The 26,003-nt window shown below is 61.1% G+C and carries 24 protein-coding genes and 2 pseudogenes; 22 read left to right on the top strand and 4 right to left on the bottom strand.

What is annotated here, in order from left to right; genetic code table 11:
• Window positions 1–58 precede the first annotated feature (58 nt).
• The 12 genes from MHI61_RS28275 (at window position 59) to MHI61_RS28220 (ending at window position 10,570) form a co-directional block, all read left to right on the top strand.
• Entirely contained in the window at window positions 59–664 is a 606-nt protein-coding gene (locus tag MHI61_RS28275) for a dimethylsulfoniopropionate lyase (protein WP_239793284.1), read from the top strand.
• A gap of 93 nt (window positions 665–757) precedes the next feature.
• Window positions 758–1,507 carry an electron transfer flavoprotein subunit beta/FixA family protein gene (locus tag MHI61_RS28270; protein ID WP_239793235.1) on the top strand — a complete coding sequence of 250 codons (750 nt, stop codon included), beginning with the start codon at window positions 758–760 and terminating at the stop codon, window positions 1,505–1,507.
• A gap of 23 nt (window positions 1,508–1,530) precedes the next feature.
• Window positions 1,531–2,460 carry an electron transfer flavoprotein subunit alpha/FixB family protein gene (locus MHI61_RS28265; RefSeq protein ID WP_239793236.1) on the top strand — a complete coding sequence of 310 codons (930 nt, stop codon included), beginning with the start codon at window positions 1,531–1,533 and terminating at the stop codon, window positions 2,458–2,460.
• A gap of 13 nt (window positions 2,461–2,473) precedes the next feature.
• Entirely contained in the window at window positions 2,474–3,166 is a 693-nt protein-coding gene (locus MHI61_RS28260) for a dimethylsulfonioproprionate lyase family protein (RefSeq protein WP_239793283.1), read from the top strand.
• A 91-nt stretch (window positions 3,167–3,257) separates the two neighbouring features.
• Complete coding sequence (locus MHI61_RS28255; protein WP_239792215.1) at window positions 3,258–4,385, top strand: S-(hydroxymethyl)glutathione dehydrogenase/class III alcohol dehydrogenase; 1,128 nt, start codon at window positions 3,258–3,260, stop codon at window positions 4,383–4,385.
• A gap of 3 nt (window positions 4,386–4,388) precedes the next feature.
• Window positions 4,389–5,225 carry an S-formylglutathione hydrolase gene (gene fghA / locus MHI61_RS28250; RefSeq protein WP_239793282.1) on the top strand — a complete coding sequence of 279 codons (837 nt, stop codon included), beginning with the start codon at window positions 4,389–4,391 and terminating at the stop codon, window positions 5,223–5,225.
• A gap of 57 nt (window positions 5,226–5,282) precedes the next feature.
• Window positions 5,283–5,855, top strand: coding sequence for an S-(hydroxymethyl)glutathione synthase (gfa, locus tag MHI61_RS28245; protein ID WP_239793281.1), 573 nt, complete (start codon window positions 5,283–5,285; stop codon window positions 5,853–5,855).
• Between the two features lie 515 nt (window positions 5,856–6,370).
• Window positions 6,371–7,588 carry a sugar ABC transporter substrate-binding protein gene (locus MHI61_RS28240; RefSeq protein ID WP_239793280.1) on the top strand — a complete coding sequence of 406 codons (1,218 nt, stop codon included), beginning with the start codon at window positions 6,371–6,373 and terminating at the stop codon, window positions 7,586–7,588.
• A 73-nt stretch (window positions 7,589–7,661) separates the two neighbouring features.
• The gene (locus tag MHI61_RS28235; protein WP_239793279.1) at window positions 7,662–8,579 is read left to right on the top strand and encodes a sugar ABC transporter permease; all 918 of its coding nucleotides are present in this window, start codon (window positions 7,662–7,664) and stop codon (window positions 8,577–8,579) included.
• On the top strand, window positions 8,579–9,409 hold the full coding sequence (locus MHI61_RS28230) for a carbohydrate ABC transporter permease (protein ID WP_239793278.1): 831 nt from the start codon (window positions 8,579–8,581) through the stop codon (window positions 9,407–9,409). Before MHI61_RS28235 ends, MHI61_RS28230 begins: the two co-directional genes overlap by 1 nt.
• Before the next feature lie 13 nt (window positions 9,410–9,422).
• A complete protein-coding gene (locus tag MHI61_RS28225) occupies window positions 9,423–9,845 on the top strand; it encodes an ABC transporter ATP-binding protein (RefSeq protein WP_239793277.1) in 423 nt (140 codons plus the stop codon).
• A complete protein-coding gene (locus MHI61_RS28220; protein ID WP_239793276.1) occupies window positions 9,752–10,570 on the top strand; it encodes an ABC transporter ATP-binding protein in 819 nt (272 codons plus the stop codon). The genes MHI61_RS28225 and MHI61_RS28220 overlap by 94 nt, the downstream gene beginning before the upstream one ends.
• Window positions 10,571–10,596: 26 nt before the next feature.
• On the opposite strand, the gene MHI61_RS28215 is transcribed toward MHI61_RS28220, so the two are convergent.
• Window positions 10,597–11,340: a GntR family transcriptional regulator gene (locus MHI61_RS28215; protein ID WP_239793275.1), complete on the bottom strand. Its 744-nt coding sequence runs from the start codon at window positions 11,338–11,340 to the stop codon at window positions 10,597–10,599.
• Between the two features lie 148 nt (window positions 11,341–11,488).
• On the opposite strand from MHI61_RS28215, the gene MHI61_RS28210 reads away from it, so the two are divergent.
• The 9 genes and pseudogenes from MHI61_RS28210 (at window position 11,489) to MHI61_RS28170 (ending at window position 20,921) form a co-directional block, all read left to right on the top strand.
• A complete protein-coding gene (locus MHI61_RS28210) occupies window positions 11,489–12,688 on the top strand; it encodes a mandelate racemase/muconate lactonizing enzyme family protein (protein ID WP_239793400.1) in 1,200 nt (399 codons plus the stop codon).
• A 10-nt stretch (window positions 12,689–12,698) separates the two neighbouring features.
• A complete protein-coding gene (locus MHI61_RS28205; protein WP_239793399.1) occupies window positions 12,699–13,466 on the top strand; it encodes an SDR family oxidoreductase in 768 nt (255 codons plus the stop codon).
• 27 nt (window positions 13,467–13,493) lie between these two features.
• Window positions 13,494–14,529: pseudogene (locus MHI61_RS28200) on the top strand (L-idonate 5-dehydrogenase).
• A gap of 450 nt (window positions 14,530–14,979) precedes the next feature.
• Window positions 14,980–15,696, top strand: coding sequence for a GntR family transcriptional regulator (locus MHI61_RS28195; protein WP_239793274.1), 717 nt, complete (start codon window positions 14,980–14,982; stop codon window positions 15,694–15,696).
• Window positions 15,693–16,604: a dihydrodipicolinate synthase family protein gene (locus MHI61_RS28190; protein ID WP_239793273.1), complete on the top strand. Its 912-nt coding sequence runs from the start codon at window positions 15,693–15,695 to the stop codon at window positions 16,602–16,604. The genes MHI61_RS28195 and MHI61_RS28190 overlap by 4 nt, the downstream gene beginning before the upstream one ends.
• Window positions 16,597–18,114: an aldehyde dehydrogenase gene (locus MHI61_RS28185; RefSeq protein WP_239793272.1), complete on the top strand. Its 1,518-nt coding sequence runs from the start codon at window positions 16,597–16,599 to the stop codon at window positions 18,112–18,114. Before MHI61_RS28190 ends, MHI61_RS28185 begins: the two co-directional genes overlap by 8 nt.
• Entirely contained in the window at window positions 18,111–19,457 is a 1,347-nt protein-coding gene (locus tag MHI61_RS28180; RefSeq protein WP_239793271.1) for an FAD-binding oxidoreductase, read from the top strand. Before MHI61_RS28185 ends, MHI61_RS28180 begins: the two co-directional genes overlap by 4 nt.
• Window positions 19,458–19,564: 107 nt before the next feature.
• Window positions 19,565–19,810 (top strand): annotated as a pseudogene (locus MHI61_RS28175) (proline/glycine betaine ABC transporter permease); the annotation flags it as partial.
• Window positions 19,811–19,907: 97 nt separating this feature from the next.
• Window positions 19,908–20,921 carry a GlxA family transcriptional regulator gene (locus tag MHI61_RS28170; RefSeq protein ID WP_097581048.1) on the top strand — a complete coding sequence of 338 codons (1,014 nt, stop codon included), beginning with the start codon at window positions 19,908–19,910 and terminating at the stop codon, window positions 20,919–20,921.
• Between the two features lie 49 nt (window positions 20,922–20,970).
• Here the strand turns inward: MHI61_RS28170 and MHI61_RS28165 are convergent, their stop codons facing one another.
• Both MHI61_RS28165 and MHI61_RS28160 read right to left on the bottom strand, forming a co-directional pair.
• The gene (locus MHI61_RS28165; RefSeq protein ID WP_239793270.1) at window positions 20,971–22,062 is read right to left on the bottom strand and encodes an FAD-binding oxidoreductase; all 1,092 of its coding nucleotides are present in this window, start codon (window positions 22,060–22,062) and stop codon (window positions 20,971–20,973) included.
• Complete coding sequence (locus MHI61_RS28160; protein ID WP_239793269.1) at window positions 22,052–23,305, bottom strand: aromatic ring-hydroxylating dioxygenase subunit alpha; 1,254 nt, start codon at window positions 23,303–23,305, stop codon at window positions 22,052–22,054. The genes MHI61_RS28165 and MHI61_RS28160 overlap by 11 nt, the downstream gene beginning before the upstream one ends.
• Before the next feature lie 111 nt (window positions 23,306–23,416).
• Between MHI61_RS28160 and MHI61_RS28155 the strand changes: the two genes are divergently transcribed.
• Window positions 23,417–24,304, top strand: a complete 888-nt coding sequence (locus MHI61_RS28155) for a LysR substrate-binding domain-containing protein (RefSeq protein WP_239793268.1) — start codon at window positions 23,417–23,419, stop codon at window positions 24,302–24,304.
• Here MHI61_RS28155 and MHI61_RS28150 read toward each other — a convergent pair whose 3' ends face one another.
• Entirely contained in the window at window positions 24,305–25,957 is a 1,653-nt protein-coding gene (locus MHI61_RS28150) for an acyltransferase (protein WP_239793267.1), read from the bottom strand.
• Window positions 25,958–26,003: the final 46 nt, after the last annotated feature.

Genomic DNA, 26,003 nt, shown 5'->3' with positions numbered 1-26,003 from the left:
GCAGGAGAGGCCACTGGCTGGCCGGGCTAAAATCGTCCTGTTTTAGGGAGGGGATGGCATGAGTTTACGCGGGGAGAGCCTGCAGCTTTTCCTGGACGCAGCGTCTCAGGCTTTCCAGAGGTTTGCGACGGCCCCGGAAGCCCGGCGCTCGATCCGGCAGTTTCTCGCAAGGCTGGAGCAGCCGGGGGCCAGACGGGCGGGGGACGGGAGCCGGTTGCCGGTCTGCGCTCACCTTGATGTGGCGCTCGCGATTGATACCTCCTATGATCCTTCGCTGGGGCGATTGGTCGAGGCGTTCAAAGGCATCGAGCCAATGCTTGAATGGCGTCGGCGCACCAAGTATGACCACTCCGCCAGCGACAATTTTGCCGATTGGCATGCCAATGCGATGATCATCGGCCCCGGCGGATTGGAGGAGCGGAGCGACCTGTGGCTCGGAGTGACGTTGATGGCGCCGCATGTGCGCTATCCCAATCATGATCATGCGCCGGAGGAGGTCTATCTCGTGCTTTCCGAGGGGGAGTTCAAGCAGGGGGAGGGGAACTGGTTTTCGCCTGGCATCGGCGGATCGTTCTATAATATCCCAGGGATCAAACACGCCATGAGGTCGGTCGACACACCGCTCTTTGCCCTCTGGGCATTGCTTTCTGATCGGCCGCACTAGCGCAAGGCACAGGTCTCGCGGTGTCCTTAGCTTGTCTGGCAAGACGCCGGCGCTGTAAGGGCCCAACATTCGGAATAACAAAGGGGATTGCAAATGAAGATTCTCGTGCCCGTCAAACGGGTTGTCGACTACAACGTGAAGATCCGGGTGAAGCCGGATGGTTCGGGTGTCGAGCTTGCCAATGTGAAGATGTCGATGAACCCGTTCGACGAGATCTCGGTGGAAGAGGCGCTGCGGCTGAAGGAAGCCGGCAAGGCGGAAGAAGTGGTGGTCGTCTCGATCGGCCCGGCCAAGGCCGAGGAGACGCTGCGCACGGCGCTCGCCATGGGTGCCGACCGGGCGATCCTGGTCGAGACCGACGATCAAGTCGAGCCGCTCGCCGTCGCCAAGATCCTCAAAGCGGTCGCCGATGCCGAACAGCCGGGGCTGATCATATCAGGCAAGCAGGCAATCGACGACGATTCCAACCAGACCGGCCAGATGCTGGCGGCATTGCTCGGTTCGGCCCAGGCAACTTTCGCCTCGAAGATCGAGATCGGTGACGGCAAGGCTGAGGTCACCCGCGAGGTCGATGGCGGCCTGCAGACGATCGAGATCAAGCTGCCGGCGGTTGTGACCACCGACTTGCGCCTGAACGAGCCGCGTTATGCCTCGCTGCCGAACATCATGAAGGCGAAGAAGAAGCCGCTCGACAAGAAGAGCCCGGCCGATTTCGGTGTCGACACGACGCCGCGGCTGAAGATCTTGAAGACCGAGGAGCCGTCCGGCCGCAAGGCCGGCGTCAAGGTCAAGTCGGTCGCCGAACTGGTCGACAAGCTCAAAAACGAAGCCGGCGTGCTGTAAGCCAGGAAAGAGAGAACACGATCATGACCATTCTTCTTCTGGCCGACCATGACGGCAATCACCTCTCCGACCAGACCGCCAAGGCGCTGACGGCGGCAAGCCAGATCGGCTCCGATGTGCACATCCTGGTCGCCGGCAAGGCCGCCAAGGCGGCGGCCGATCAGGCTGCCAAGCTTTCCGGTGTGACCAAGGTGCTGCTGGCCGAAAGCGACGCGCTTGCCAACAATCTCGCCGAACCGCTGGCCGATCTGATCGTCTCGCTCGCCGGTTCCTACGACGCGATCCTGTCTGCCGCCACCTCGGTCGGCAAGACGGTGCTGCCGCGCGTCGCTGCCCTCATCGATGTCGCCCAGGTCTCGGAGATCATCGAGGTCGTCAGCCCCGATACCTTCAAGCGGCCGATCTATGCCGGCAATGCCATCCAGACGGTGCAGGCAAGCGATGCCAAGAAGGTGATCACCGTGCGCACCGCCTCGTTTGCCTCCGCCGCGGAAGGCGGTTCGGCAACGGTGGAGGCGATCGCAGCGATCTCCGATCCGGGTCTGTCGCGCTTCGTCGCCGATGCGCTGTCGGCCTCCGACCGTCCGGAACTGACCTCGGCGAAGATCATCATCTCCGGCGGCCGGGCGCTCGGCTCGGCCGAGAAGTTCAAGGAGGTCATCCTGCCGGTTGCCGACAAGCTCGGGGCTGCCGTCGGCGCCAGCCGTGCCGCCGTCGATGCCGGTTATGCGCCGAACGACTGGCAGGTCGGCCAGACCGGCAAGGTGGTAGCGCCCGATCTCTATATCGCCGCCGGCATCTCCGGGGCGATCCAGCATCTGGCCGGCATGAAGGACAGTAAGGTGATCGTCGCCATCAACAAGGACGAGGAGGCGCCGATCTTCCAGGTCGCCGACTACGGCCTCGTCGCCGATCTCTTCGACGCACTGCCGGAATTGGAAAAGGCGCTTTAACGGGAGATCGAACGTGGTGCGCGTGGTGGGACGTCCAATCAGACCTGGTGCTGACCTTCTCCTGAACGATGACGAAAAGCCGGCTTATATCCGGCTGCACGACATCGGAAGGGAAAGGCGTCCCCAGCCGCTGCAGGAGTTTCTCAACGATATCGGTGGGCTGATGCTGTCGGCCGACGCTCCCGCCGTTGCCAGTTTTGTTGCCGGAAAGGTCCTTCAAAGACTGCTCAAGACAGGCAAGGTGCGCCCGGAAGGAAGCCCTCTCCCGGGGGTGCCCGAAGGGCTGAATGACGCCGTCAGCTATCTGGCGAAATCCGGGCGGAAATACGAGGCAATCGCCGATCAGTTCAACAGTCTCGCCGGCAGGCTGGTGTGGAGACGCGGCCGCACTGGCCCGTTTGCAAGCCTGAACTTCGGCAATACTCACTCCCATGCGGTTCTGGTCGGCCCTGGCGGCATGGAAGAGCGCGCCGATCTCCGGGTCGGCGTGATCTACATGGATCGCTACACCCGCTTCCCCGATCATGTTCAGACGCAGCCGCGCGCCTTCATTCTGCTTTCGCCGGGAGAAATCTGCCTTGGCGATTCCCAGTGGTTTTCTGCCGCGACCGGTACGGTCTTCGCGAATGATGCCGGGCAATCCTTTGCGATAAGGTGTACGGCCCAGCCGCTTCTTGCGGTGTGGTGTCAGGTCGAGCCGGGATGAACGAGGTGAGGCCGAAGTGGATCGTTTCGATCTCTCGGTCGTATCTCCGCATATTTAACAACCGAAATTGAATTAACAGGAGGATTATCAAATGGACGTACGCGCCGCCGTGGCCACGCAGGCCGGAAAACCGCTGGAAGTGATGACCGTGCAGCTCGACGGCCCGAAGGCCGGCGAAGTGCTGGTTGAGGTCAAGGCGACCGGCATCTGCCACACCGACGATTTCACCCTGTCGGGCGCCGATCCGGAAGGCCTGTTCCCGGCCATTCTCGGTCATGAGGGTGCCGGTATCGTCGTCGACGTCGGCCCCGGTGTCACCTCGGTCAAGAAGGGCGACCACGTCATTCCGCTCTATACGCCGGAATGCCGCGAATGTTATTCCTGCCTGTCGCGCAAGACCAATCTCTGCACCGCCATCCGCTCGACCCAGGGCCAGGGGCTGATGCCGGACGGCACCTCGCGCTTCTCGATCGGCAAGGACAAGATCCACCACTATATGGGCTGCTCGACCTTCGCCAATTACACCGTGCTGCCGGAGATCGCCCTTGCCAAGGTCAATCCCGACGCTCCCTTCGACAAGATCTGCTACATCGGCTGCGGCGTGACGACCGGCATCGGCGCGGTGATCAACACCGCCAAGGTCGAGATCGGCGCCACCGCCATCGTCTTCGGTCTCGGCGGCATCGGCCTCAACGTGCTGCAGGGCTTGCGCCTGGCCGGCGCCGACATGATCATCGGCGTCGACATCAATCCTGAGCGCAAGGCCTGGGGCGAGAAGTTCGGCATGACGCATTTCGTCAATCCGAAGGAGGTCGGCGACGACATCGTGCCCTATCTCGTCAACATGACGAAGCGGGGTGGCGACCTGATCGGCGGCGCCGACTATACGTTCGACTGCACCGGCAACACCAAGGTGATGCGCCAGGCGCTGGAAGCATCGCACCGCGGCTGGGGCAAATCGATCATCATCGGCGTTGCCGGCGCCGGCCAGGAGATCTCCACCCGTCCGTTCCAGCTGGTGACCGGCCGCAACTGGATGGGCACCGCCTTCGGCGGCGCACGCGGCCGCACCGACGTGCCGAAGATCGTCGACTGGTACATGCAGGGCAAGATCCAGATCGACCCGATGATCACCCACACCATGCCGCTCGAAGACATCAACAAGGGCTTCGAGATGATGCACAAGGGTGAAAGCATCCGCGGCGTGGTGGTCTACTAAGCCATGAAAACCATCTCGATCGACAAGTCTTACGGCGGCACTCAGGGCGTCTATGTCAATCGCTCCGAGGCCTGTGACTGCGACATGACCTTTGCAGTGTTCGTGCCGCCGCAGGCGGCCGAGGGCAAGCGCCCGGTTCTGTGGTACCTGTCCGGCCTGACCTGCACGCATGCCAATGTCATGGACAAGGGTGAGTATCGGCGGCTTGCCGCCGAACTCGGGCTGATCGTCGTCTGCCCGGATACCAGCCCCCGCGGCGATCACGTTCCTGATGAGCCCGACAATTGGCAGTTCGGCAAGGGCGCCGGCTTTTACGTCGATGCCACCGAGCCGCCGTTTTCGGCGAACTATCGCATGTACAGCTACATCACCGACGAGCTGCCGCGCCTGCTTGCCGCGGAATTCCCCGTCGACATGAATCGCCAGGGGATCTTCGGCCACTCGATGGGTGGACACGGCGCGATCACGGTCGCGCTTAAGAACCCCGACCGGTTCCGCAGCTGCTCGGCCTTCGCGCCGATCAGCCACCCCTCGGTGTCCGGCTGGTCGAAACCGGCCTTGCGGAAATATCTCGGCGCCGACGAAAACACCTGGCGGGCCTATGACACCTGCTCGCTGATCGAAGACGGGCATCGCTTCCCCGAGCTCTTCGTCGACCAGGGGACGGCGGATTCATTCCTGGAGGATGGGCTGCGTCCCGACGAACTCCAGCGAGCCTGCGAGGCAGCGGGTATTCCCCTCAAGCTTCGCATGCAGGAAGGCTACGGCCACTCCTACTTTTTCATTTCGACATTCATGGACGATCATCTGCGCTGGCACGCGCAGAGGTTGGAGAACTGATTTTAGCGAGCTCGGCCGGGCATAACGCAAACGGCCAGGGAGGAAGGGAGAAAAGCAATGAGCAGCATAGCCATTCATCCGGCGGTGGATTCAGGCTTTCGAGCGACTGACGCTGCTTTCACAGGCGGGACGCTCGTGTGCAACTGCACGAGCAGTCCCGTCAAGGTCAGGATCAAGGGCGATATCGCCCACAATCACGCCTGCGGCTGCACCAAGTGCTGGAAGCCCGAGGGAGCAGTCTTTTCGGTCGTGGCGGTCGCTCCGACCGAGAGCGTCGAGGTGCTGGAGAACGGCGACAAGCTCGCCGTCGTCGATCCCGCTGCCTTGATCCAACGGCACGCCTGCAAGCAATGCGGCGTGCATATGTATGGGCCGGTCGAGCGCGAACATCCCTTCCAGGGATTGTCCTTCGTCCATCCGGAGCGCTTCCAGGAGAGCGGCTGGGCCAAGCCCGGCTTTGCGGCCTTCGTGTCGTCGATCATCGAAAGCGGCTTCGATCCTTCGAAGATGGACGCCGTCAGAGCGCAGTTGAAGGCATCCGGTATCGAGCCGTACGATTGTCTCAACCCCGGCCTGATGGACTATATCGCCACCTGGACCGCCAAGAAGAGCGGCGTTCTGGCTTCGTGATTAACCGGGGGCGCCGACCCCGGCGCCCCCGGCAAACCTGCCGCCACCGGGATGGCAAAATATTCCCGTGGCCGCACTGCTGTTCGCTGCCTCCCGCACATTCCCTGCGGCTCGATGAACTGGATAATTTCCGGGCTCGAACGCGCTGACGTGAGCTTCGACAGTCTGCCCGCGCCGAGCCTACCCCTTCCATCAGCATTTCGAGGCTGTCGCCGGTCTGTTAGAACAACCATGGTCTTAGGCCGGGCTGCCCTGAAATCTGAATTCCGTTCCAAATTAAAACAGACCCCGCAATATCGTTTGAAAGTCTCTCACGCGTTTCGGTATCAGCCTCCAGGCTCGCGTTATTTCTCCATTGCTCTTCTCCCATGAAATTCACCAAGGCCGCTGCCAGCGTCCGTCGGCGATTGCCGACTAACTCCTTCCTCGTTGACTTTTGTGAAATATCACGACATTCTACGATCTATCATCGGCGTTGGAGAAGGGCGCCGATCGATATCAGGGAGGACCCATCGATGAAGAGTTCAATGAAATATCTAGCGGCCGCAGCCATTTCGCTGAGTTTGCTTCCGCTATCCGCACCGGCTTTTGCGAAGGACAAGATCACATTCGCGGCGGCGGTGTTTGCCGAAGCGGGTCGAGGCGACCGGGTCAAGGCCTGGATACAGCGGTTCAATGAAAGCCAGGCCGAGGTAGAGGTCGAGCCGATTGCGATCCCATTCTCGAGCCTTGCCAATACCGTATTCACCCAGATGGGCGGCGGCGGCGGTCCGGATCTCGTACGGTTCGATCAGACGGACTTTTTTGCTGCCATTCCGTCCGGAAGGCTGCTGCCGCTTGACGGTCTCGTCGATGACAAGAGCTACGAGTTCCTGGGGCCGGACAGGTTCATGAAGGTGAAGGGTGTTCGGTACGGCCTGCTGTTCGACACCACAGGATATGCGCTGCTTTACAACAAAGACATCGTGCCTTCGCCGCCGACGGATTTCGACAGCTTCCTGGCTGCAACCAAGGCCCAGACCAAGGACGGCAAATTCGGTTACGCCTATCGCGCCACGATGGCGGAGCGTGCAGGCTTCTGGCAGGATCTCTGCAACTACGTTTTCGGCTTCGGTGGGCGCTGGAGCGATAAGGACGGCAAGCTGACGCTCAACAGCCCGGACGTTATTCGGGGTGTGACGGCTTATAAGCAGGTCTACGATGCCGGCGTCACGCCGCGTGGCGCTGACGCGGCCACCTACCGCCGGATGTTCTGGGAGGGCAAGATTGCCATGAACGTCGACAATGGCGGTGTGGCGGCGATCTTCCATCAGAATGCGCCGCAACTGCCCTTCGCGGCCGCGCCGTCGCCATTCCCGGACAAGGCGCAGGGTCTCATCATGACGGCGCTGGTGGTCAATGCCAATACCAAGCACAAGGATGCCGCCGGCGCCTTCATCAAGTGGGCTTATGCGCCCGAAAACCAAAAGTCCCTGCAGGCCGCCATGGGCACCGGCGTCGGCACGAAGCTCGACATGTCACCCGAGGAACTCGCTAAGCAGCCGTGGCTGAAAGTTTATGAAGGCCAGATGGAGAACGCGCTGCCCCAACTCGTGATCGGACAGGAAGGTAAGACGCCGGAAATCCAGCAGATCGTGCTCGAGGAGGTATTGAAGGTCCTTCAGGAAAACGCCGATCCGAAGGAAGCGATGGATCGCGCTCAAAAACTCGTCGAGCGCCGGGTGTTGCGCTAGCGGAATCGGGAGGCTTCCCGAACGCCGGTGAAGCCTCCGACTATCGGACCATGTACCGATCGGGGAATGTTTGATGAAACGCGCAAATCTCGCCAGGCCCAGGCTCGATGGCAGCCGGTGGACACCTTACCTGTTTGCGGCACCGGTCGGTGTCTACCTGCTTCTGTTTCAGTTCTATCCGCTGATTCAGCAGTTCAACCTGAGCTTTACCGCCACGGACCTGCTTACTCCCGGCGTCAGTCCTTTTGTCGGGGCGGACAACTACGCCTTCCTGATCGAGGACGGTGAACTCTGGAAGGTTTTGTGGATCACGGCGATCTATACGGTGGCCTGTGTGGTGTTCGCCATCGGTATCGGCCTTGGCTCGGCGCTGCTGCTGGACTCGCCCTTCGTCGGGCGCGGTGTCGCCCGCGCGCTGATTACCGTGCCGTGGGCCGCTCCTTCGGTTGCCGTTGCGCTGGTGTTCACCTGGATCTTCAATTCGCAATACGGCATCTTCAATCATATCCTCGAGGCTCTCGGCCTGCCGCTCAGCGGCGAGAACTGGCTGGACGATCCGAAGCTGGCGCTGCCGGCTATTCTGCTGACGACGGTGTGGCAGATTTTCCCCTTCTCTTCGGTGGTCATTCTTGCCGCGCTGCAGGGTGTACCGCATGAATTGAAAGAAGCCGCGGTCATCGATGGAGCTGACCGCTTCAATATCTTCAAGACGGCCGTCTGGCCGACGATCCAGCCAACCGTTCTGATGCTGACGCTTTTCGTCACCATCTGGTCGCTGCGCCGCTTCGACCTGATTTGGCTGATGACCCAGGGAGGCCCGATCGGAGCGACCAATACGCTTGTGATCGAGCTTTACAGGCAAGGTTTCGTCTATCGCGATCTTGGCAGCGCCGCTGCCATGGGGATGATCGGCCTGTCGATCGCCCTGCTGATCACCGTGATTTACTACAAGGTCACCCGGATGACCGAACAAGCAGAGGGGCGGCGCTGATGAACGCTCTCCGCAATGTGCAACACTTCCGCCTCATCGCCGTTCTGATGATGCTCGGGCTCGCCGCCTTTCCTATCTATTGGATGTTCGTCACCTCGATGACACCGTCTTCGGAATTGTTTGCGGACGCGCCGCGCTTGTGGCCGAACTGGTCGCAGATCGGCATTTACCTCGAGGTTTTCAGCACCATCCCGGTCGCCAGGTGGCTGCGCAACAGCTTTCTCGTTGCTGCGGGAACGACGATATTGAGCATTCTGCTCGCGGTGCTGCCGGCCTATGCTTTGTCGCGCTTCCGCTTTGCCGGTCTTGCCGTTCTCGGCTTCGCATTGTTTGCGACCCAGATGCTGCCGGAAGCGATGCTGGTCGTGCCGCTTTATTCGATCTTCGGCGACCTGAACCTGCTCGACAGCATCCTTGGTCTAGTGCTCGCGAATACGGCCTTCGTCGTTCCCGTCATTACCTGGATCATCAAGGGGGCGATCGACAGCATTCCAATCGAAATCGAGGAAGCGGCACGCGTGGACGGATGTTCGCGGTTCGACATCGTTCTGGGAATCGTCGTTCCCCTGATCGCGCCGACGCTGGCAGCCGCAGCGGTCATCTCCTTTTTCCACGGATGGAACGAATACGTGTTCGCCCAGACCCTCGTCAGCAGCGAGAGCCTGCGAACGGCCTCCGTCGGGCTCGCGAGCTTCGTGGGCGAACTTTCCACGCCTATCCACTCCGTCATGGCGGTCGGTGTCATCTACACGTTGCCGGCGGTCGTCTTCTACCTCTTTGCCCAACGCTACGTCGTCGCCGGAATGACGGCGGGCAGCGTCAAAGGTTGATGGGAAAACCGATATGTCTGCTATTGAACTCAACAACATCTCGAAGCGTTTCGGTGCCAAGGAAGTTATCCGCGACATCAACGTCTCCATCGAGAAGGGCGATTTCCTTGTTCTTCTCGGACCGTCCGGTTGCGGAAAATCGACATTGCTGCGCATGTTGGCCGGGCTCGAAAGCATCTCCGGCGGCGAGATCAAGATCGGCGGCAACCGCGTCGATCAGCTTCCTCCGGGAGAACGCGACATTGCTTTCGTTTTCCAGTCCTACGCACTCTACCCCCATCTTTCCGTCCGCCGAAACATGTCCTTCCCCTGCTCATGCAGGAATTCCGCTGGTGGCATCACTTGCCTCTCTTCGGTGGATTCGCCAAGCGCAGGATCGAAACTTCGCCGCGCGTCGTGGAAAAAGTCGAAAAGACCGCGCGCATCTTGGCGCTAACGGAAATGCTCGACCGTTTTCCCCGGACGCTTTCGGGGGGACAGCGCCAGCGTGTCGCCCTCGGACGCGCCATGGTGCGCGAGCCGGAAGTCTTCCTCATGGACGAGCCCTTATCGAATCTCGACGCCAAGCTGCGCACCTCGATGCGCTCGGAAATCTCACGCCTGCACAAGGAGATCGGCGGCACTTTTGTCTATGTGACGCATGATCAGGTTGAGGCGATGACGATGGGCACGAAGATCGCGCTCATGCGGGACGGGATTATCCAGCAATTCGGCACGGCGCGCGAGATTTATACCGATCCGGCCAATACCTACGTCGCCCGGTTCATCGGCACGCCGCCGATGAACCTCATCGCCGGCAAGCTGGAGGGACGCGGAATCAAGATTGGCTCCGTCGCCATCCCGGTCGATCTTTCCAGCGCAGCCGCAGCTTCGGACGCGCTTCTCGGCATTCGCCCGAATGCTATTTCGCTGACGACCGTGCCGGCAAGCGGCGCATTGAAGGGGACGGTCGCAATGGTCGAGCATATCGGCGCCGAATCCGTCGTGGCGGTCCGGCTCGACGAAGGGAGGACCGCGCACAACGACGATGGCGACATGGATGCGGTCATGGTCACCTTGCCCGGCTACTGCGACCTCCAACTCGGGCGGGACGTCTATCTCCTAATCGACAGTTCGCAGGCAGTTTTGTTTTCGGCCGCGACGGGCAAGCGGATACAATGATGATCGCCCGCCGCACCATATCTCCGTCAACGCGAGAACAGCGGCTCGATGCTGCAGTCGAGCGCGGAAGGATCGATCTGTCGTTCGATCTCGCCGAACATGTCCTCGACGAAAGAGATGAGCTGGTCCGAAGCCTCGATTGCCTGTTCGACGTGACGGGAAGCGATGGCATCCAGTACATCCAAGTGACAGTCGATGGTGCGCAGAAGACTCTGCTCATGTCCGATATGGAGATGATGAATCCAGCCGATCCTGCGGAAGATCGTATGAAGCGGTCGCAGCGTATGCTCGAGGAAGGGCTCGCCCGCCGCTACGAGGATGAGCTTGTCGATGCGCCGGTCGAAGACGTTGAACTCGTCGATGGTCATCGTCTCCCGTCGATCGCGCAGGGCTCGCGTGACATGCAGCATCTGCGTTCGATGGGTGCTGTTGGAACGTTCGGCCACAAGCGTCAGGACGAAGCGTTCGAGGTCGCGCCTCAATCGCAAAAGCATCCGTTCCCTCGCCAGATCGATCGGCGCAATCTTCACGCCGTGGCGCGGATGGATCATTACCAGAGTGTCGGTCGCAAGGCGGTTCACTGCCTGATAGATCGGCGTGCGGCTGTAGCCCGTCATCCGTTGCAAGTCCTGGATAGACAGGAACGAGCCCGGTTTCAATTCGCATTTGATGATCAGTTGTTCCAGCCGTTCATAGGCAATTTCCATCAGGTTAGTCTGGCTGCGGCGCGGGCCGGCGGTGTCGGCCTCGGTGTCGTCTTCGGTCGTCATGGATATGTTTCGGCTCCAACTCGGTGGCAGGCGCATCGCCGCCTTTGTTTGTCTCACGATATATCACGACATTTTTCAAACCTCCAGCGATCGGGCATTCGGCATCGGGCCGTTGTCCATCGTTCATAACTCTCCTGCGCGAGGCAAAATGAAGATCACCGCCATCCGCACCTTCCGATTGGAAGAATTTGCCAATGTTCTCTGGGTCCACGTCGAAACCGACGCTGGTGTCGTAGGCCTGGGCGAGACTTTTTACGGAGCCGGATCCGTCGAAGCCCATATTCACGATGTGCTGGCCGGTCGCCTCCTCGGCCGCGATCCCTTGCGGATCGAAGCGCATTCGCGCGAACTGGTCAATCTGCCGATGGCGCAGGCGTCGACGGGTGCGGAATATCGCGCGGCGTCGGCTCTCGATCTGGCACTGTGGGATATATTCGGAAAAGTGTGCGGCCAGCCGGTCCATCAGATGCTGGGCGGCTTATGTCATGATCGCCTTCCAGTCTACAACACTTGTGCGGGCTATGGATATGTCCGTTCCAACAAAATCAAGCCGGTCGATACGTGGAATTTCCGCGATGCCGAAGGTCCGTATGAAGATCTGAAGGGCTTCATGACCGACGCTGGCGCGCTGGCCGAAAGCCTACTCGAACAAGGGATCTCGGCCATGAAGATATGGCCGTTCGATCCTCCGGCCATCGAGAATGACGGGCGCTTCATCACGGCGGAGCAATTGCGCACCGCGGTGATGCCGTTCGAGTCGATCCGCAAGCGCGTCGGCGACAAAATGAGCATCATGGTGGAATTCCACAGCCTGTGGAACCTGCCGACCATCAAGAAGATCGCACACGAACTCGAAGCCTTCGATCCCACATGGTATGAAGATCCCATACGCATGAATTCGGTTTCGGCTTTGTCCGAACTTGCCGCTTCGACGAGGGTGCCGATCTGCGCATCGGAAACCTTGGGCTCGCGTTTTCCCTATAAGGACATGCTCGAAGCCGGCGCCATCGGTGTCGTGATGACCGATCTCGTCTGGACGGGCGGACTGACCGAGGGGCGCAAGATTGCCTCCCTTGCGGACACCTATCATCGTCCCTATGCGCCGCACGATTGTACGGGTCCCGTCGCCTATGTCGCCGCCGTTCATTCATCGTTTTCGCAGCCGAACACGTTGATCCAGGAATCCGTTCGCGCCTTCTATACCGGCTGGTACAAGGAACTTGTCACCGAGGTTCCTAAGATCGAGAACGGCTATGTCTTGCCGATGGAAGGACCGGGGCTCGGCACGGAGTTACTGCCCCAGGTCTTCGAACGATCCGATCTGAGCGTCCGCGCGTCCGAACTTTGAAGTAGGCTGAATCATGAGCAAACTGTTCGATCTCAATGGCAAAACTGCGTTGGTCACCGGCTCCTCGCGCGGTTTGGGCAATGCCATTGCATCCGCGCTCGGTGATGCCGGCGCGCGGATCATTCTCAACGGCATCGACGCCGGGCGCCTGGAAGACGCATTGAAAGAAATGCGCGGCAGAGGTTATGAGGTTCTTGGCACCGCCTTCGATGTGACCGATGAAGCTTCTGTTCTTGGTGCATTCTCTCGTTTGGACGAGGCCAGGATCGAGGTCGATATTCTCGTCAACAATGCGGGGATCCAATTCCGCAAGCCGATGTTGGACCTGGAGACAGCCGACTGGCGCCGTGTGATCGATACCAATCTGACAAGCGCTTTCATGATCGGTCGCGAAGCTGCGAGGCGGATGGCGGCACGCGGGCACGGAAAGATCATCAATATCGGTTCGCTGACGAGCGAACTCGCGCGCGCCACCGTGGCCCCGTATACGGTGGCCAAGGGCGGCATCAAGATGCTGACCAAGGCGATGGCCGCCGAGTGGGCCGAACGCGGCATTCAGGCCAACGCCATCGGCCCGGGCTATATGATCACCGACATGAACGAGGCGCTGATCAACGACCCGAAGTTCGATGCCTGGGTCAAGGGTCGCACGCCCGCACGACGCTGGGGCCGCCCCGACGAACTCGGAGGCACGGCGGTCTTCCTCGCTTCCTCCGCGTCCGATTACGTCAACGGGCAGATCATTTATGTCGACGGCGGCATGATCTCCGTTCTCTGATTTCCATTGGCACATAGGATCGAAACCATGCAAGGCGTCGTCATTCACGCTCCGAAGGATCTGAGGATTGAGCCTGTGGAGGTCCGCACACCGGGTGCGGGCGAGGTTCGCGTCTCCATCACGGCGGGCGGAATCTGCGGTTCCGACCTTCACTACTACAATCACGGGCGGCACGGCGACGATCCGTATCCGCGAACCGATGACGCTTGGCCATGAGGTGGCCGGCATTGTGGTCGAAGTGGGAGAGGGCGTGACCGGCCTTTCCGTCGGCACAAGGGTCGCCGTCAACCCCAGCCAACCCTGCGGACGCTGCGAATACTGCGCGGCCGGCATGCAGAACCATTGCATCGACATGCATTTCATTGGAAGCGCCATGCGCATGCCGCACGATCAGGGTGGCTTTCGGCAAAGCCTCACGATGCGCTGCAAACAGATGTTCCCTATTGCGGACTCGGTTACCTTTGCCGAAGCCGCGATGGCCGAACCTCTCGCCGTCTGCCTGCACGCGACCAGGATAGCCGGGCCTCTTCTCGGCAAGAAGGTTCTGATCACCGGTTCCGGCCCTATCGGCGTTCTGTCGGCGATTTGCGCGCGTCTCGGCGGAGCACGCGAAATCGTCATTACCGATCTGCACGACTTCCCGCTGCGGATTGCCGGCCAATGTGGTGCCACCCGGACGATCAACCTGAAGACCGAGCCGAATGCCATGCAGGCTTATGCCGCCGGGAAAGGCCATTTCGACGTCCATTTCGAAGCATCCGGCAATCACCTGGCCCTGCAACAGGCACTGCCGGCCATTCGCCCCCGTGGTGTCGTCGTGCAACTCGGCCTGGGTGGAGAGTTCGCCATCCCGATCAATGCGCTGATCACACGCGAAATCCAGCTATTAGGTTCGTTCCGGTTCGATGCAGATTTTGCGCTTGCGGTCGATCTGCTGAATAGCGGCAGGATGGATGTGAAGCCATTGATTACTGCGATTACGCCTTTCGAAGATGCCCACAAGGCATTCGAGCATGCCAATGACAGAAGCTCCGCCATGAAGGTGCAGCTCACGTTTTCCTAGAACAGGATGATCTTAGGCCCGCCGGCCTTAAATCCGAATTTATGATTCAACGAAGCAGCGTCTGTGGTTATGCGAAAACCGGGATGCTCTGTTCGTGCGGGCGGACACTTAGCGTGGTTCAGCTTTTGATAGAAGCGCAGGATCGCTCTAACTTCTTGTTTTAACGCAATCCCAGGCAAAAGCGCTTCGCCATTACCTGGGAAATGCTTCGCACTTTTCCCGGAATTGCTCTAGATCGCGCAGCAATTCCGTTTTGCCGACGCCGCAGGACGGCCTCCCCTCTCACTTCACAGAGCAACTTGACGTAGGACGAATATCGCGGTCGCTCAAGCATCGGCTATTGTGTATCTTGAGAATAATAATTGTGTACACAAAGTACACAATTATTGACTCCTCCGGAGAGACGTGCCATCTTCGGGGCGTAGAGCAACGAATGGCCGGAGATCGACGATGGCGAAGACACCCAAGAATAATCTCTACGACGACCTGAAACGCCAGATTCTGACGATGGAACTGGACCCGGACGCCGATCTGGACGAGGCCAGTCTGAGCGAAAGATACGGGCTTTCCCGGACACCGGTGCGCGACATCTTCCGCCGCCTTGCCGGAGAGGGTTATATCGATATCCGCGAGAACAGGGGTGCGCGCGTCATCCCGATGAACCACTCGACGTTGCGCAATTTCTTCCTCGTCGCGCCGATGATCTATGCGGCGATCGGCCGTCTGGCCGTGCAGAATTTCAAGCCGGCGCAGCTGTCGGACCTGAAGCAGACCCAGGAGCGGTTCCGCGCCGCCAGCGAGGGCATGGATGCTCTGGCGATGGTGCTGGAGAACAATCGCTTTCACGAAATCTTCGGCGAGATGTCGGGCAACGTCTACATGCAGCCGAGCCTCGGCCGGCTGCTGATCGACCACGCTCGCATCGGGCATACGTTTTTCCGGCCGAAAAACGAGGATATGAGGCGGCGGCTTCAACTGGCCGTCGACCATCACGACGGCTTTATCGCAGCGCTCAGCGCTCACGACGAGGATGCCGTCGTCGATCTCGTTTTTGAACACTGGGAATTGTCTCGCGAGAACATGGAGATGTTCATCGCTCCGCAAGGCCTCAAGGCGGACGCCTTCGTGGGCGGTCCAGCCACGCAATTATTGGAGAAGTCATCGTGAAATTTGAGGGGATCTACACGCCGGCGGTAACGCCGCTCGATCGAAATGGTCAGATTGACCGGGCCGGCTTCGCCGCCGTGCTCGAGTCGCTGATCGAGGCGGGCGTCCACGGCATCATCGTCGGCGGCTCGACGGGCGAATATTACGCCCAGAGCAGCCAGGAGCGTTTCGAGCTGGCGGCCTATGCCAAAGAGGTGATCGGCACGCGGCTGCCGCTCATCATCGGCACCGGCGCCACGCGCACCGAGGATTCGGTCGAATATGCCAAGGCTGCGAAGGAAATCGGCGCGGACGCGATCCTGGTGTCGTCGCCGCCCTATGCGCTGCCGACCGAGCGCGAGAACGCGGTCCATGCCCTGACGGTCGATCGCGCCGTCAACCTGCCGATCATGCTCTACAACTATCCCGCCCGCATGGGTGTGGTGATGGGCGAGGAATATTTCTCCCGCGTCGGCAAGTCCAAGAACGTCGTCGCCATCAAGGAGAGCTCCGGCGACATGGGCAATCTTCATCGGCTCGCCCGGAAGTTTCCCCACATATCGCTGTCCTGCGGCTGGGATGACCAGGCGCTCGAATTCTTCGCCTGGGGTGCGAAGAGCTGGGTCTGCGCCGGCTCCAACTTCCTGCCGCGCGAGCATGTTGCCCTCTATGAGGCCTGCGTCATCGAGAAAAATTTCGACAAGGGCCGGGCGATCATGAGCGCGATGCTGCCGCTGATGGACTTCCTCGAATGCGGGAAATTCGTCCAGTCGATCAAGCACGGATGCGAGATCATCGGCCTCAAAGCCGGTCCGGTGCGGGCGCCGCTGCGCGGACTGAACTCCGAAGAGAAAAGAACCCTTGAGACCGTCGTTTCCACGTTGAAGCGCACGATCGGCCAGATCACGTCGGGAGCTAACCATGCATGAACCTTTGACCGCAGCCGAATACAAGGCGATTGCCGCCGGTCTTCAACTTCCGACGAATGCCTTCATCGATGGCGCATTCCGTCCGGCAAATTCCGGCAAGACCTTCACCTCGACCAATCCCGCCACCGGCGAGGTCCTGGCCGAAATCGCAGCCTGCGATTCCAGTGACGTCGATTTCGCCGTTGAGAAGGCGAAAGAGGCATTTGACGACGGACGCTGGCGGCTTCGTTCGCCGGGTGAGCGCAAGGAAGTGCTTCTGAAGCTTGCCAAGCTCCTGGAGCGTAACCGGCACGAACTCGCCGTCATGGAAAGCCTCGACAGCGGCAAGCCGGTCCGCGAATGCCAGACGGTCGACGTTCCCGACACGATTCATACGCTTCGCTGGCACGCGGAACTGATCGACAAACTCTACGACAACACCGCTCCTGTCGGCGCCAACGCGCTGACGATGATCGTGCGTGAGCCGATCGGCGTCGTCGGATGCGTGCTGCCGTGGAATTTCCCGCTGCTGATGCTCGCCTGGAAGATCGGTCCGGCGCTTGCCGCCGGCTGCTCGGTTATCGTCAAGCCGGCGCAGGAAACGACGCTCACGACGCTGCGCGTCGCCGAACTCGCCCTCGAAGCCGGCATTCCGGCCGGCGTCTTCAACGTCGTGACCGGTTCCGGCCGTGAAGTCGGCGAGCCGATCGGCCTGCACATGGATGTCGATATGGTCGCCTTCACCGGCTCGACGCCGACCGGCCGCCGCTTCCTGCGCTATGCCGCGGATTCGAACCTCAAGAAGGTCGTGCTCGAATGCGGCGGCAAGAACCCCGCCGTCGTTCTCGACGATGCCGAGGACCTCGACCTCGTCGCCGAGCAGGTCGTCAATGGCGCCTTCTGGAACATGGGCGAGAATTGCTCGGCCACCTCGCGCCTCATCGTCCATGCCAAGGTCAAGGACGAGCTGATGAAGCGCATCGGCGCCTATATGCGCGAATGGAAGACAGGCGATCCGCTCGATCCGGAAAACCGTATCGGTGCGCTGGTCAGCAAGTCGCACTTCGAGAAGGTCAAATCCTTCCTCGACGATGCCAAGACCGAAAAGCTGTCCGTAACCCAGGGCGGCGAAACCTATAATGGCATCTTCATCGAGCCGACGCTGGTCGAGGGTGTGACGCCGGCGAGCCGTCTCTTCCAGGAAGAGATCTTCGGGCCGATCCTGTCGGTCACGACGTTCAACACGCTCGCCGAGGCAACCGCTCTGGCCAACGACACCAATTACGGCCTGACGGCATCCGTCTATACCGGCAGCCTGCGCAATGCGATCCGGCTTACCCGCGACATCCGCGCCGGCCTGATCACGGTCAACTGCTTCGGCGAAGGCGACGCCACCACGCCGTTCGGCGGCTACAAGGAGTCCGGCTTCGGCGGCCGCGACAAGTCGGTCTTCGCTCACGACAACTATTGCGAACTCAAGACCATCTGGATCGACATATCCGAACGGTCGGTCGACGAGACGATCCGATGAGCCGCCATGTGATCAAGCACCTGCCGACCGACACCGGCGTTTCGGGATGGGAGGCGACCAGCGAACGCACCTTTCCCGTCGCGGCGCTTGAGTACGACATTACGGCGGACTGGCTGATCATCGGCGGCGGATTTGCCGGCCTGTCGGCAGCCCGCCGTCTCTCGCAATCGCGGCCTGAGGACAAGATCGTCGTCCTGGATGCTCGTGAGCTTGCCGAGGGGCCGGCCGGGCGGAATTCCGGCTTCATGATCGACGTGCCGCACAACCTGTCTTCGGGTGAGTATTCGGTGGCCGACGAAGCGGCGACGAAGGACGAGATCCGTCAGAACCGTCTGGCGATCTCCTTCGCGGCCGATATTGCAGCCGAATACGGCCTGTCGCGCGAGACCTTCGATCCGGCGGGCAAGGTGAATGCCGCAGCCTCCGAGCGGGGGATGGGCCTGAACGACAATTACTGCAAGTCGCTCGAAAAGATCGGCGAGGAACATCATGTTCTCGATGCCGCTCAGATGCGGGAGCTGACCGGCTCGCGTTATTATCTCGGCGGGCTCTATACGCCGGGTGCGGTGATGATCCAGCCGGCCGACTATATTCGCGGCCTGGCGCGCGGGATCTCCTCCAAGGTGATCATCCACGAGCACGCGCCGGTCCTGGAGTTGGCCCGTGAAGGCCGGACCTGGAAGGCAAAGACGGCCCGCGGGTCCGTTTCTGCACCCAAGGTCATTCTGGGGGTAAACGGCCATATTCAGAGCTTCGGCCACTTCCGGGGCCGGCTGATGCACATCTTCACCTATGCGTCGATGACATCGGCTTTTTCCCAGAACGAATTCGGCGGTGATGTCACCGGCGTCGATCGTTGGGCGCTGCTGCCGGCCGACCCCATGGGCGCAACGGTGCGCAAGATCACCAAAGACGGGCTTTCCAGGATCGTCGTCCGGACGCGGTTCACCTACGACCCGAGCCTCAAAGTGTCGGAGAAGCGGGTCGCCGGCATCGCCGCCGAACAGCGCCGGTCGTTCGATGCCCGCTTCCCCGGGCTGGAGCGCCTGCCGATGGAATACAGCTGGGCGGGTGCGCTCTGCCTCAGCCGAAACCATGTTCCGGCGTTCGGCGAGGTCGAGGAAGGACTTTTCTCCGCCTGCTGCGAAAACGGTCTCGGCACCGTCAAGAGCACGCTCGCCGGGATGATGGCGGCAGATCTTGCGACAGGAGTTGCCAGCTCGGAGCTCGACAAATTCAAGAACCAGCCGGAACCGACGAGATTGCCGCCTGAGCCCATCGCCTGGCTCGGCATCGAGTTGGTGATCCGCTTTCAGGAATTGCGTGCGGGCCGCGAGGGATGAGCCCTGGTCGCGGAAATTGAAGATCACCGCCTGCAGACGTCGATGGAGAAGGGACGAAGCTAGGAGTAACAGCAATGAAAACTTTGTGGGAGGCTTTCTGCGCGACGGCAGAGATGTTGTTCAAGATCCGTCCTCCCTTTGCGCTTCCGACCATCATGGCGGATCAAGCTGAGCCTGACGGCGGCGTCCGGCGTGGCCGTCGTCGCGGGCATTGCGGGTTCAGGCCGGCTCGAAGGAATGTTCTGCGGCGCGATCAGGACGGTCGATATCGCGACCTCAATCATGCAGCAATCGCCATCATGCTATTGACCATGGTGACTGACCGAATATGGCAGAGCGCCGCTCACTTGGGGAATAAGATGGAAGTCATGAATAGTTTGGACTTGCAGTTTCCGCCCGGCGCTTTCCTGATGCCGGCCGTCGACTGGCTCCACATGGCAGGAGATGAACATGCGACCTGAGCAGCATCGGGTGGTTGACGATGGCGCAAAGCAGGCAGCCCGACTCAAAGTGGGGTTCGTTCTGTCGCGGTCCTTCACGCTGTCGGCCTTTGCATTGTTCGTCGATACCCTCAGGCTTGCCAGCGACGAACAGGATCGTTCTGGAAGGGTGCTCGCCGATTGGCAGGTGATCGGCAGCACGCGGCATCTGATTACCTCCAGCTGCGGCGTCCAGGTGGCGCCGACCTCAGATTTCGTCGACCCGTCAAGGTTCGATTATATCGTGGTCGTCGGCGGCTTGCTGACGGTCGAAAATCCCGTCGACCAGCAGACAATCACCTTCCTGCGGCAAGCGGATGCGAAGAAGGTGCCGCTGATCGGCGTGTGCACCGGTTCGTTCATCCTGGCGGCGGCGGGCCTGATGAAACGGCACGAATCCTGCGTCAGCTGGCTGCATTACAAGGAGTTTCGGGAGCGCTTTCCGGAGCTTGCCGTCCGCTCCGACCGGCTCTTCAATCTCGATCGGCAGCGCGGATCCTGCGCCGGCGGCAGCAGCGCTGCCGACATGGCGGCATTGCTCGTCAGAAAATACATCAGCCGCGATGCCGAACGAAACGCGCTTGAAGTGCTTCAGATCGAGAAGGCCCGAACGCCATCGGATGTTCAGCCGCGGCGTCCGCTCTATGACGACTATGACGACGCCCGCGTCAAGGCGGCGATGATCACCATGGAGCAGTTCGTCGACGGCAGCATGCCGATCGAGAAGCTTGCCGCCATGGTCGGGCTCTCAAGGCGGCAGCTGGAGCGGATCTTCATCGAAAAGACGGGAATGTCGCCCGCCAAGGCCTACAATCGGGTACGCATGGAACGGGCAAAATCGATCCTCGCCCAGTCGAAGGCGCCGCTCATCGAGATCGCGCTGGACGTCGGTTTTGAAAACGCCTCGCAGTTCACCAGAACGTTCAAGCGCACATTCGGGCAAACGCCCTCGCAGCATCGTGCGGCGGCCTTGAGAGCACACTGAAGCGTCAGTGTCCGGGCAGTTCCCGTATCGATGACTGACGCGGCGTCGCTCAGCGTTCGATGACGAGATCGCTGAGCGGCTTCGAGCAGCAGGGCAGGAAGAAGCCGGCGTCGATCTCCCGCTGGCGGATGCCGCCATTGTGGTTCATGTCGACCGTGCCTGACGTGAGCTTCGACTTGCAGGTGCCGCAGACGCCGTTGGCGCAGGAGGAAGGGATCCTGACGCTCGCTTTCTTCGCGCAGGAGAGCACGCTCTGGTCGCCTGTTACCTCGATGCTGCGGGCCTGCTTCGAGAAGGTGACCTGAAAGACCTTGGCGGCCGCCTCCTGGATCGCGGGGATTTCAGGCTCGTCGATGACGGCGGCGTCGAAGCTTTCTTCGAGATAATGAGCGGCGGGAACGCCGAGTTCGGCGGCGATGCCGCGCGCTGCGGCCATGAACGGAGCGGGGCCGCAGCACATCACCGTGCGGTCGGCGATATCGGGAACCGCCAGCCTGAAATAATCCGCCGAAATGCGGCCGGTGAGGCCGGACCAGGAGGGCTCGCCTGCAACCGTTTCCGGCAGAAAATGCAGCCGCAGCCCCTTCAGCCTGCGGGCGATGCAGGCGAGTTCGTCGCGGAAGATCAGATCCAGCGGCGTGCGCGCGGCATGCAGGAAGACGACGTCGGCGGGCGCGCAGCTGTCGGCGAGTTCACGCAGAATGGACATGACGGGCGTGATGCCGGAGCCGCCGGAGAGCAGCAGAAGCTTCGGCTTCGATGCCTCGGACCGGACGAAATGACCGAGCGGGCCGTTCGCCTTGACCGACGCTCCCGGCACCAGCGTGTCGTGAAGCCAGTTGGAGATCTTGCCGCCGGGAACGCGCTTCACCGTCACCGAGAAGGCGTTCGTGCGATGCGGCGAAGAGGAGATGCTGTAGCAGCGGCTTTCAGGCTCGCCATTATGCTCCAGGTCGAACAGGAAATACTGGCCGGCCTTGAAGGCGAACCGCTTCCCGTCAGGGGACGCGAAGGTGAAGGTCTTGACGTCATGGGTCTCCTGCTGGACGTCGAGGCAGACGAGTGTATCGTCTTCCTCGGGATTCCAGGCGTCGTGACGGGCGGCTTTTTCGAGCAGCACTTGCGGGGTTCTAGTATCCATGAGCGCGCATCCGGTCGATGTACCAGGTGGCGAACTTGTCGAGGTTCGTCTCGGAGAAGCGGGAATAGGGACCCGGCTGATAAGCGGGATCGAGCGCGCCGGCATGGGAGCGGGCGACGAGGTCGGCGTCCTGATCCGTCGTTGCGACCCAGACATCCGTCAGCTTGTCGAGGTCGTAATCGACGCCTTCGACGGCGTCCTTGTGGACCAGCCACTTGGTGCGGACCAGCGTCTTGCCGGCTGACAGCGGGATGACGGTTGCGACGACGGCATGGTCGCCCATGAAATGGTTCCAGCTGTTATGGCCCCAGAGATGCGTGTCGCCGAGATCCTTGCGGGTCATCTGCCCGAGCAGCTTGGAGGATGCGGCGGTGGCATCATGCGTCTGGGATTCGCCGGCGCCTGATATGATCAGCCGCTGCGTGCGGAAGTTCGTGGCGCAGTCGGAGAGCTGCTCGATGGCGGCCGAAGGGAAGCCATCGGCCTCCCATGCCTGGGTGCGTGCCTCGTAAAGCCGGAAATGCTCCTCGGCCTGTTCGCGATCCTCCGGGCTCAGCGTTTCGGGATCGAAGCCGAAATCGAGATCGACGAAGGAGACGCAGAGCTCGGGATGGTTCGCGGAGCAGTGATAGCACTCGCGATTGTTTTCCATCGTTAGCTTCCAGTTGCCGTCCTCGATGACGTCGGTCTGGTGGGCGATCTTGGCATTACGGATGTCGTAGGGCGCGAGACGCTCGACCATCGCCTGTTCGAGGCCGGCAATGTCCTCCGGCGGATTGTCGGACAGGCAGACATAGATCAGGCCGCCGATCGATTTGAAGGTAACCGGCTTCAGACCGTGACAGTCCTTGTCGAAATCCTTGCCCATGTGCGGGGCATAGCTGAGCTCGCCCGTCAGCTCATAGGTCCAGGTGTGATAGGGACAGACGAGCTTCGAAACGATCGTCTTGCCCGGGTTGAGAAGACGGGAGCCGCGATGGCGGCAGACATTGTGCAGCACGCGGATTTCGCCGTCGTCGTCGCGCAGGAGGATCAGGCTCGTCGTGCCGATGTCGACGACGGTGGCGTCGCCGGGCTCCGGAACATCGCAGTCGAGGCCGACACAGATCCAGTGCTTGTGGAAAAAGACATCGATATCCGCTTCGAACACGTCTTCTCTAACGTAGAGGCCGGCCGGCAGCGCATGGCCTTCCGCGCGGGAGTCGAGAAGTGCCGAAATGGAAGAAGGAAGTCTGTTTAGCATGAGAACCCCTTATGTGAGAGTTTCCCTAGATTGCGCTTGCAGCGCCGGGCTTTCAACGGCATAAAAAATTAGCTTCGCATAAGTTTTTATCATGCGAATAGGAGTCTCGTGATGCAATTTCGAAGACGGCTTCCGTCGCTGACGGCGCTGGTGACGCTGGAAGCGGTGCTGCGCAGGAAAAGTTTCACGCTGGCAGCGACGGAGCTCGGCGTCACTCAGGCGGCCGTCAGCAGGCAGATCGCCGCCCTGGAGGAGGAACTCGGCCAGCCGCTCTTCCTGCGCAAACACCGGGCGATCGAACCGACGCCGGCCTGCGTCAGCCTCGGCGCGACGCTGGCGAAGAGCTTTGCCGATATCGCGGAAAGCGTGGAAGCGATCCAGTCGCGCAGCCAAGATGTGGTGACGATCGGCGCGACCGTCGCCTTCTCTTCCTTCTGGCTGCTGCCGCGGCTTGCCGAATTCCGCCGGGCCAATCCCGGTATTCTCGTGCGGGTGATATCCCAGGATAACCCGATCAGTCTTGACGATGGAGAGATCGACGTGGCGATCCGATACGGCGTGCCTCCCTTCAGCGATGGAACCGTCATTGCCTCACGCGGCGACGTCGTCTGCCCGGTCTGCTCTCCCGACCACCTCAGGCGTCGGGGAGATGGCCCGCTCGGCTCCGCCGACGAATTCATCGAAACGGATGTGCTCGATCGTTCCTGGTATGGCTGGGCGCAATGGGTGTCGCTGACCGGCGGCAATATCGACATCAAGCCGTCGCTTCGCTTCAACCATTACACCGAAAGCATCGCGGCGACGCGCGCGGGGCAGGGGATCGCTCTTGGTTGGCGCATGCTGATCGGCACCTTTCTGGAGGATGGAACCCTGGTGCCCACTTCGGAAACCGAGCTTGCCGCCGAAGGCCGCTATAATGTGATCGTGCCGATCAAGGCCAAGCGCAGCAACGCGGGCAATCTCGCCGCCGCCTGGCTGACGGCCTCGCTGCACGGTTGATCACAGGCCGAGCCCCGGAGTTGCCGTCCGGTGAACGCCCTTGGGCATGAAGGCGAACTGATCCGCCAGGCCGAGGAAGTCGGCCGCCAGGTGAATGACGGAAAGCCACATTTCCGTTCCCTGCAGGCCCGGTTCGCCACCGTCGGCGAACGGGAAGCCCTCGCCATCCCGCCATCTGTCGAGTGCCCGCGATATCAGACTGCGGGCGATCGCCTCGCCATCGGTCCGGCGGTAATCGGTCTGCCGCCCGATCAGCAGGAGAGGATGGATCGTGTCGAGCAGGTTGCAGGCATTGTATTTCTCGGCAACGAAGCCTTTGTGGTTGCGATAATTCAGATGAACCGTCTCGATCGCGGCAAGCGGGTGCGGAAGCGGCATGCCGAACTGGGCATAGGTGCCGCGCGTCAGGCGATAAAATCCATTCACCGGCTGGAGCCAGCCCTCCAGCGCGGTCGGCTCGCCCCAGAGGCCGGAAACGCTGTTGGCATTGCGGCTCAGCCACTCGAAGAGCGCCTGTCGCGGCCCGCTGGTACCGAAATACCTGGCGTTGAAATACATCGCGGTCCCGATGGCGTCGACGACGCTGCCGGAATGCCATGCCCGGCTCGCCCAGGGCAGGGCGTTCAGCCATTGCTCCAGCTCCTGAGCATCGATCTGAACCGCCTGGATTAATTGCCGTGGCCCGGAGCCGAGCAGTTCGAGCGCATAGCCGACCGAAAGTACATTGTAGAGCGCCTTCGGATCGTCTCTCGACGCCCGGCCCGGCACACGCGAATGGGCTTCCGGAAAGAGACCCGTCTCTCGATCCTGAAGACCCTGGAGACGCTCGACGGTTTGCGCCGCATCGAGCCCGGGCGGCAGCTGATCGAAGCCGGCCGCGATCTCGATGGCATCGCAGAGATGCCGGATCGCCGGCCGCCTGATCCCGTCCGCTTCCAGCGATTCATAGGCCTCAGGTGTTTTCCAGCGCGCAAGGATATCAGGCCATTGCTCTTTCGCCTTCTGCCCGAGCCTGACCAGTCGATCTTCGATGTCTCCAACGCCGGATTTCCTGGCGGGTGCGCCCCGCCTCCGCAGCACCTTTGCCGGTACGCCGCCGGCAATCGCAAGCGCAGGAATGTCTTGCGTGACCACCGCCCCGGCAGCAATGACAGCGCCGTTGCCGATCGTGACGCCATCGAGGATCACGCAATTGGCGCCGATCCAGACATCGTCGCCGATCACAATGCCGATGCTGACGACGCCCTGGCGATGGATGGGCCGATCGGGATCGTCGAAGCCATGATTGAAGCCGACGATCGATGCATGTGAAGCGATCCGCACGCCATTGCCGCACGTCACCTTGCCGGAAACGCAGGCATAAGGATTGATCGAGCAATCCTCGCCGAGGATCACATCGCCCCGCACGAGTGCATGCCCCGCAATCCAGGACCGCTCGCCCATCGCCAGGCTCTCGGTAAAGATCGCAGCATTTTCGGCGATGTAGGACGTCTCGGCCAATTCCGCGCCGCATGACCGCCTGAGCTCCGCCTTGCGGGCGAGGTGAGCGGGATGGTCGAGGTCTGCCGCGATGCGCTCCCAGGGGAGGTATTGCAGCCTGCGCCCCTCCCTCTCGACGTTCGCCGACATTTTCGGACTGTTGGCTTGGTCCATCTTGATCCTCGCTCTCAGATTCAGGCGCTGAATATCGGCTTAGCAG

The organism is Rhizobium sp. K102 (genome assembly GCF_022385315.1).
Lineage (GTDB): Bacteria > Pseudomonadota > Alphaproteobacteria > Rhizobiales > Rhizobiaceae > Rhizobium > Rhizobium croatiense.
The sequence above is the reverse complement of the archived record's forward strand: the minus strand, read 5'-3'. Positions and strand labels throughout refer to the sequence as shown.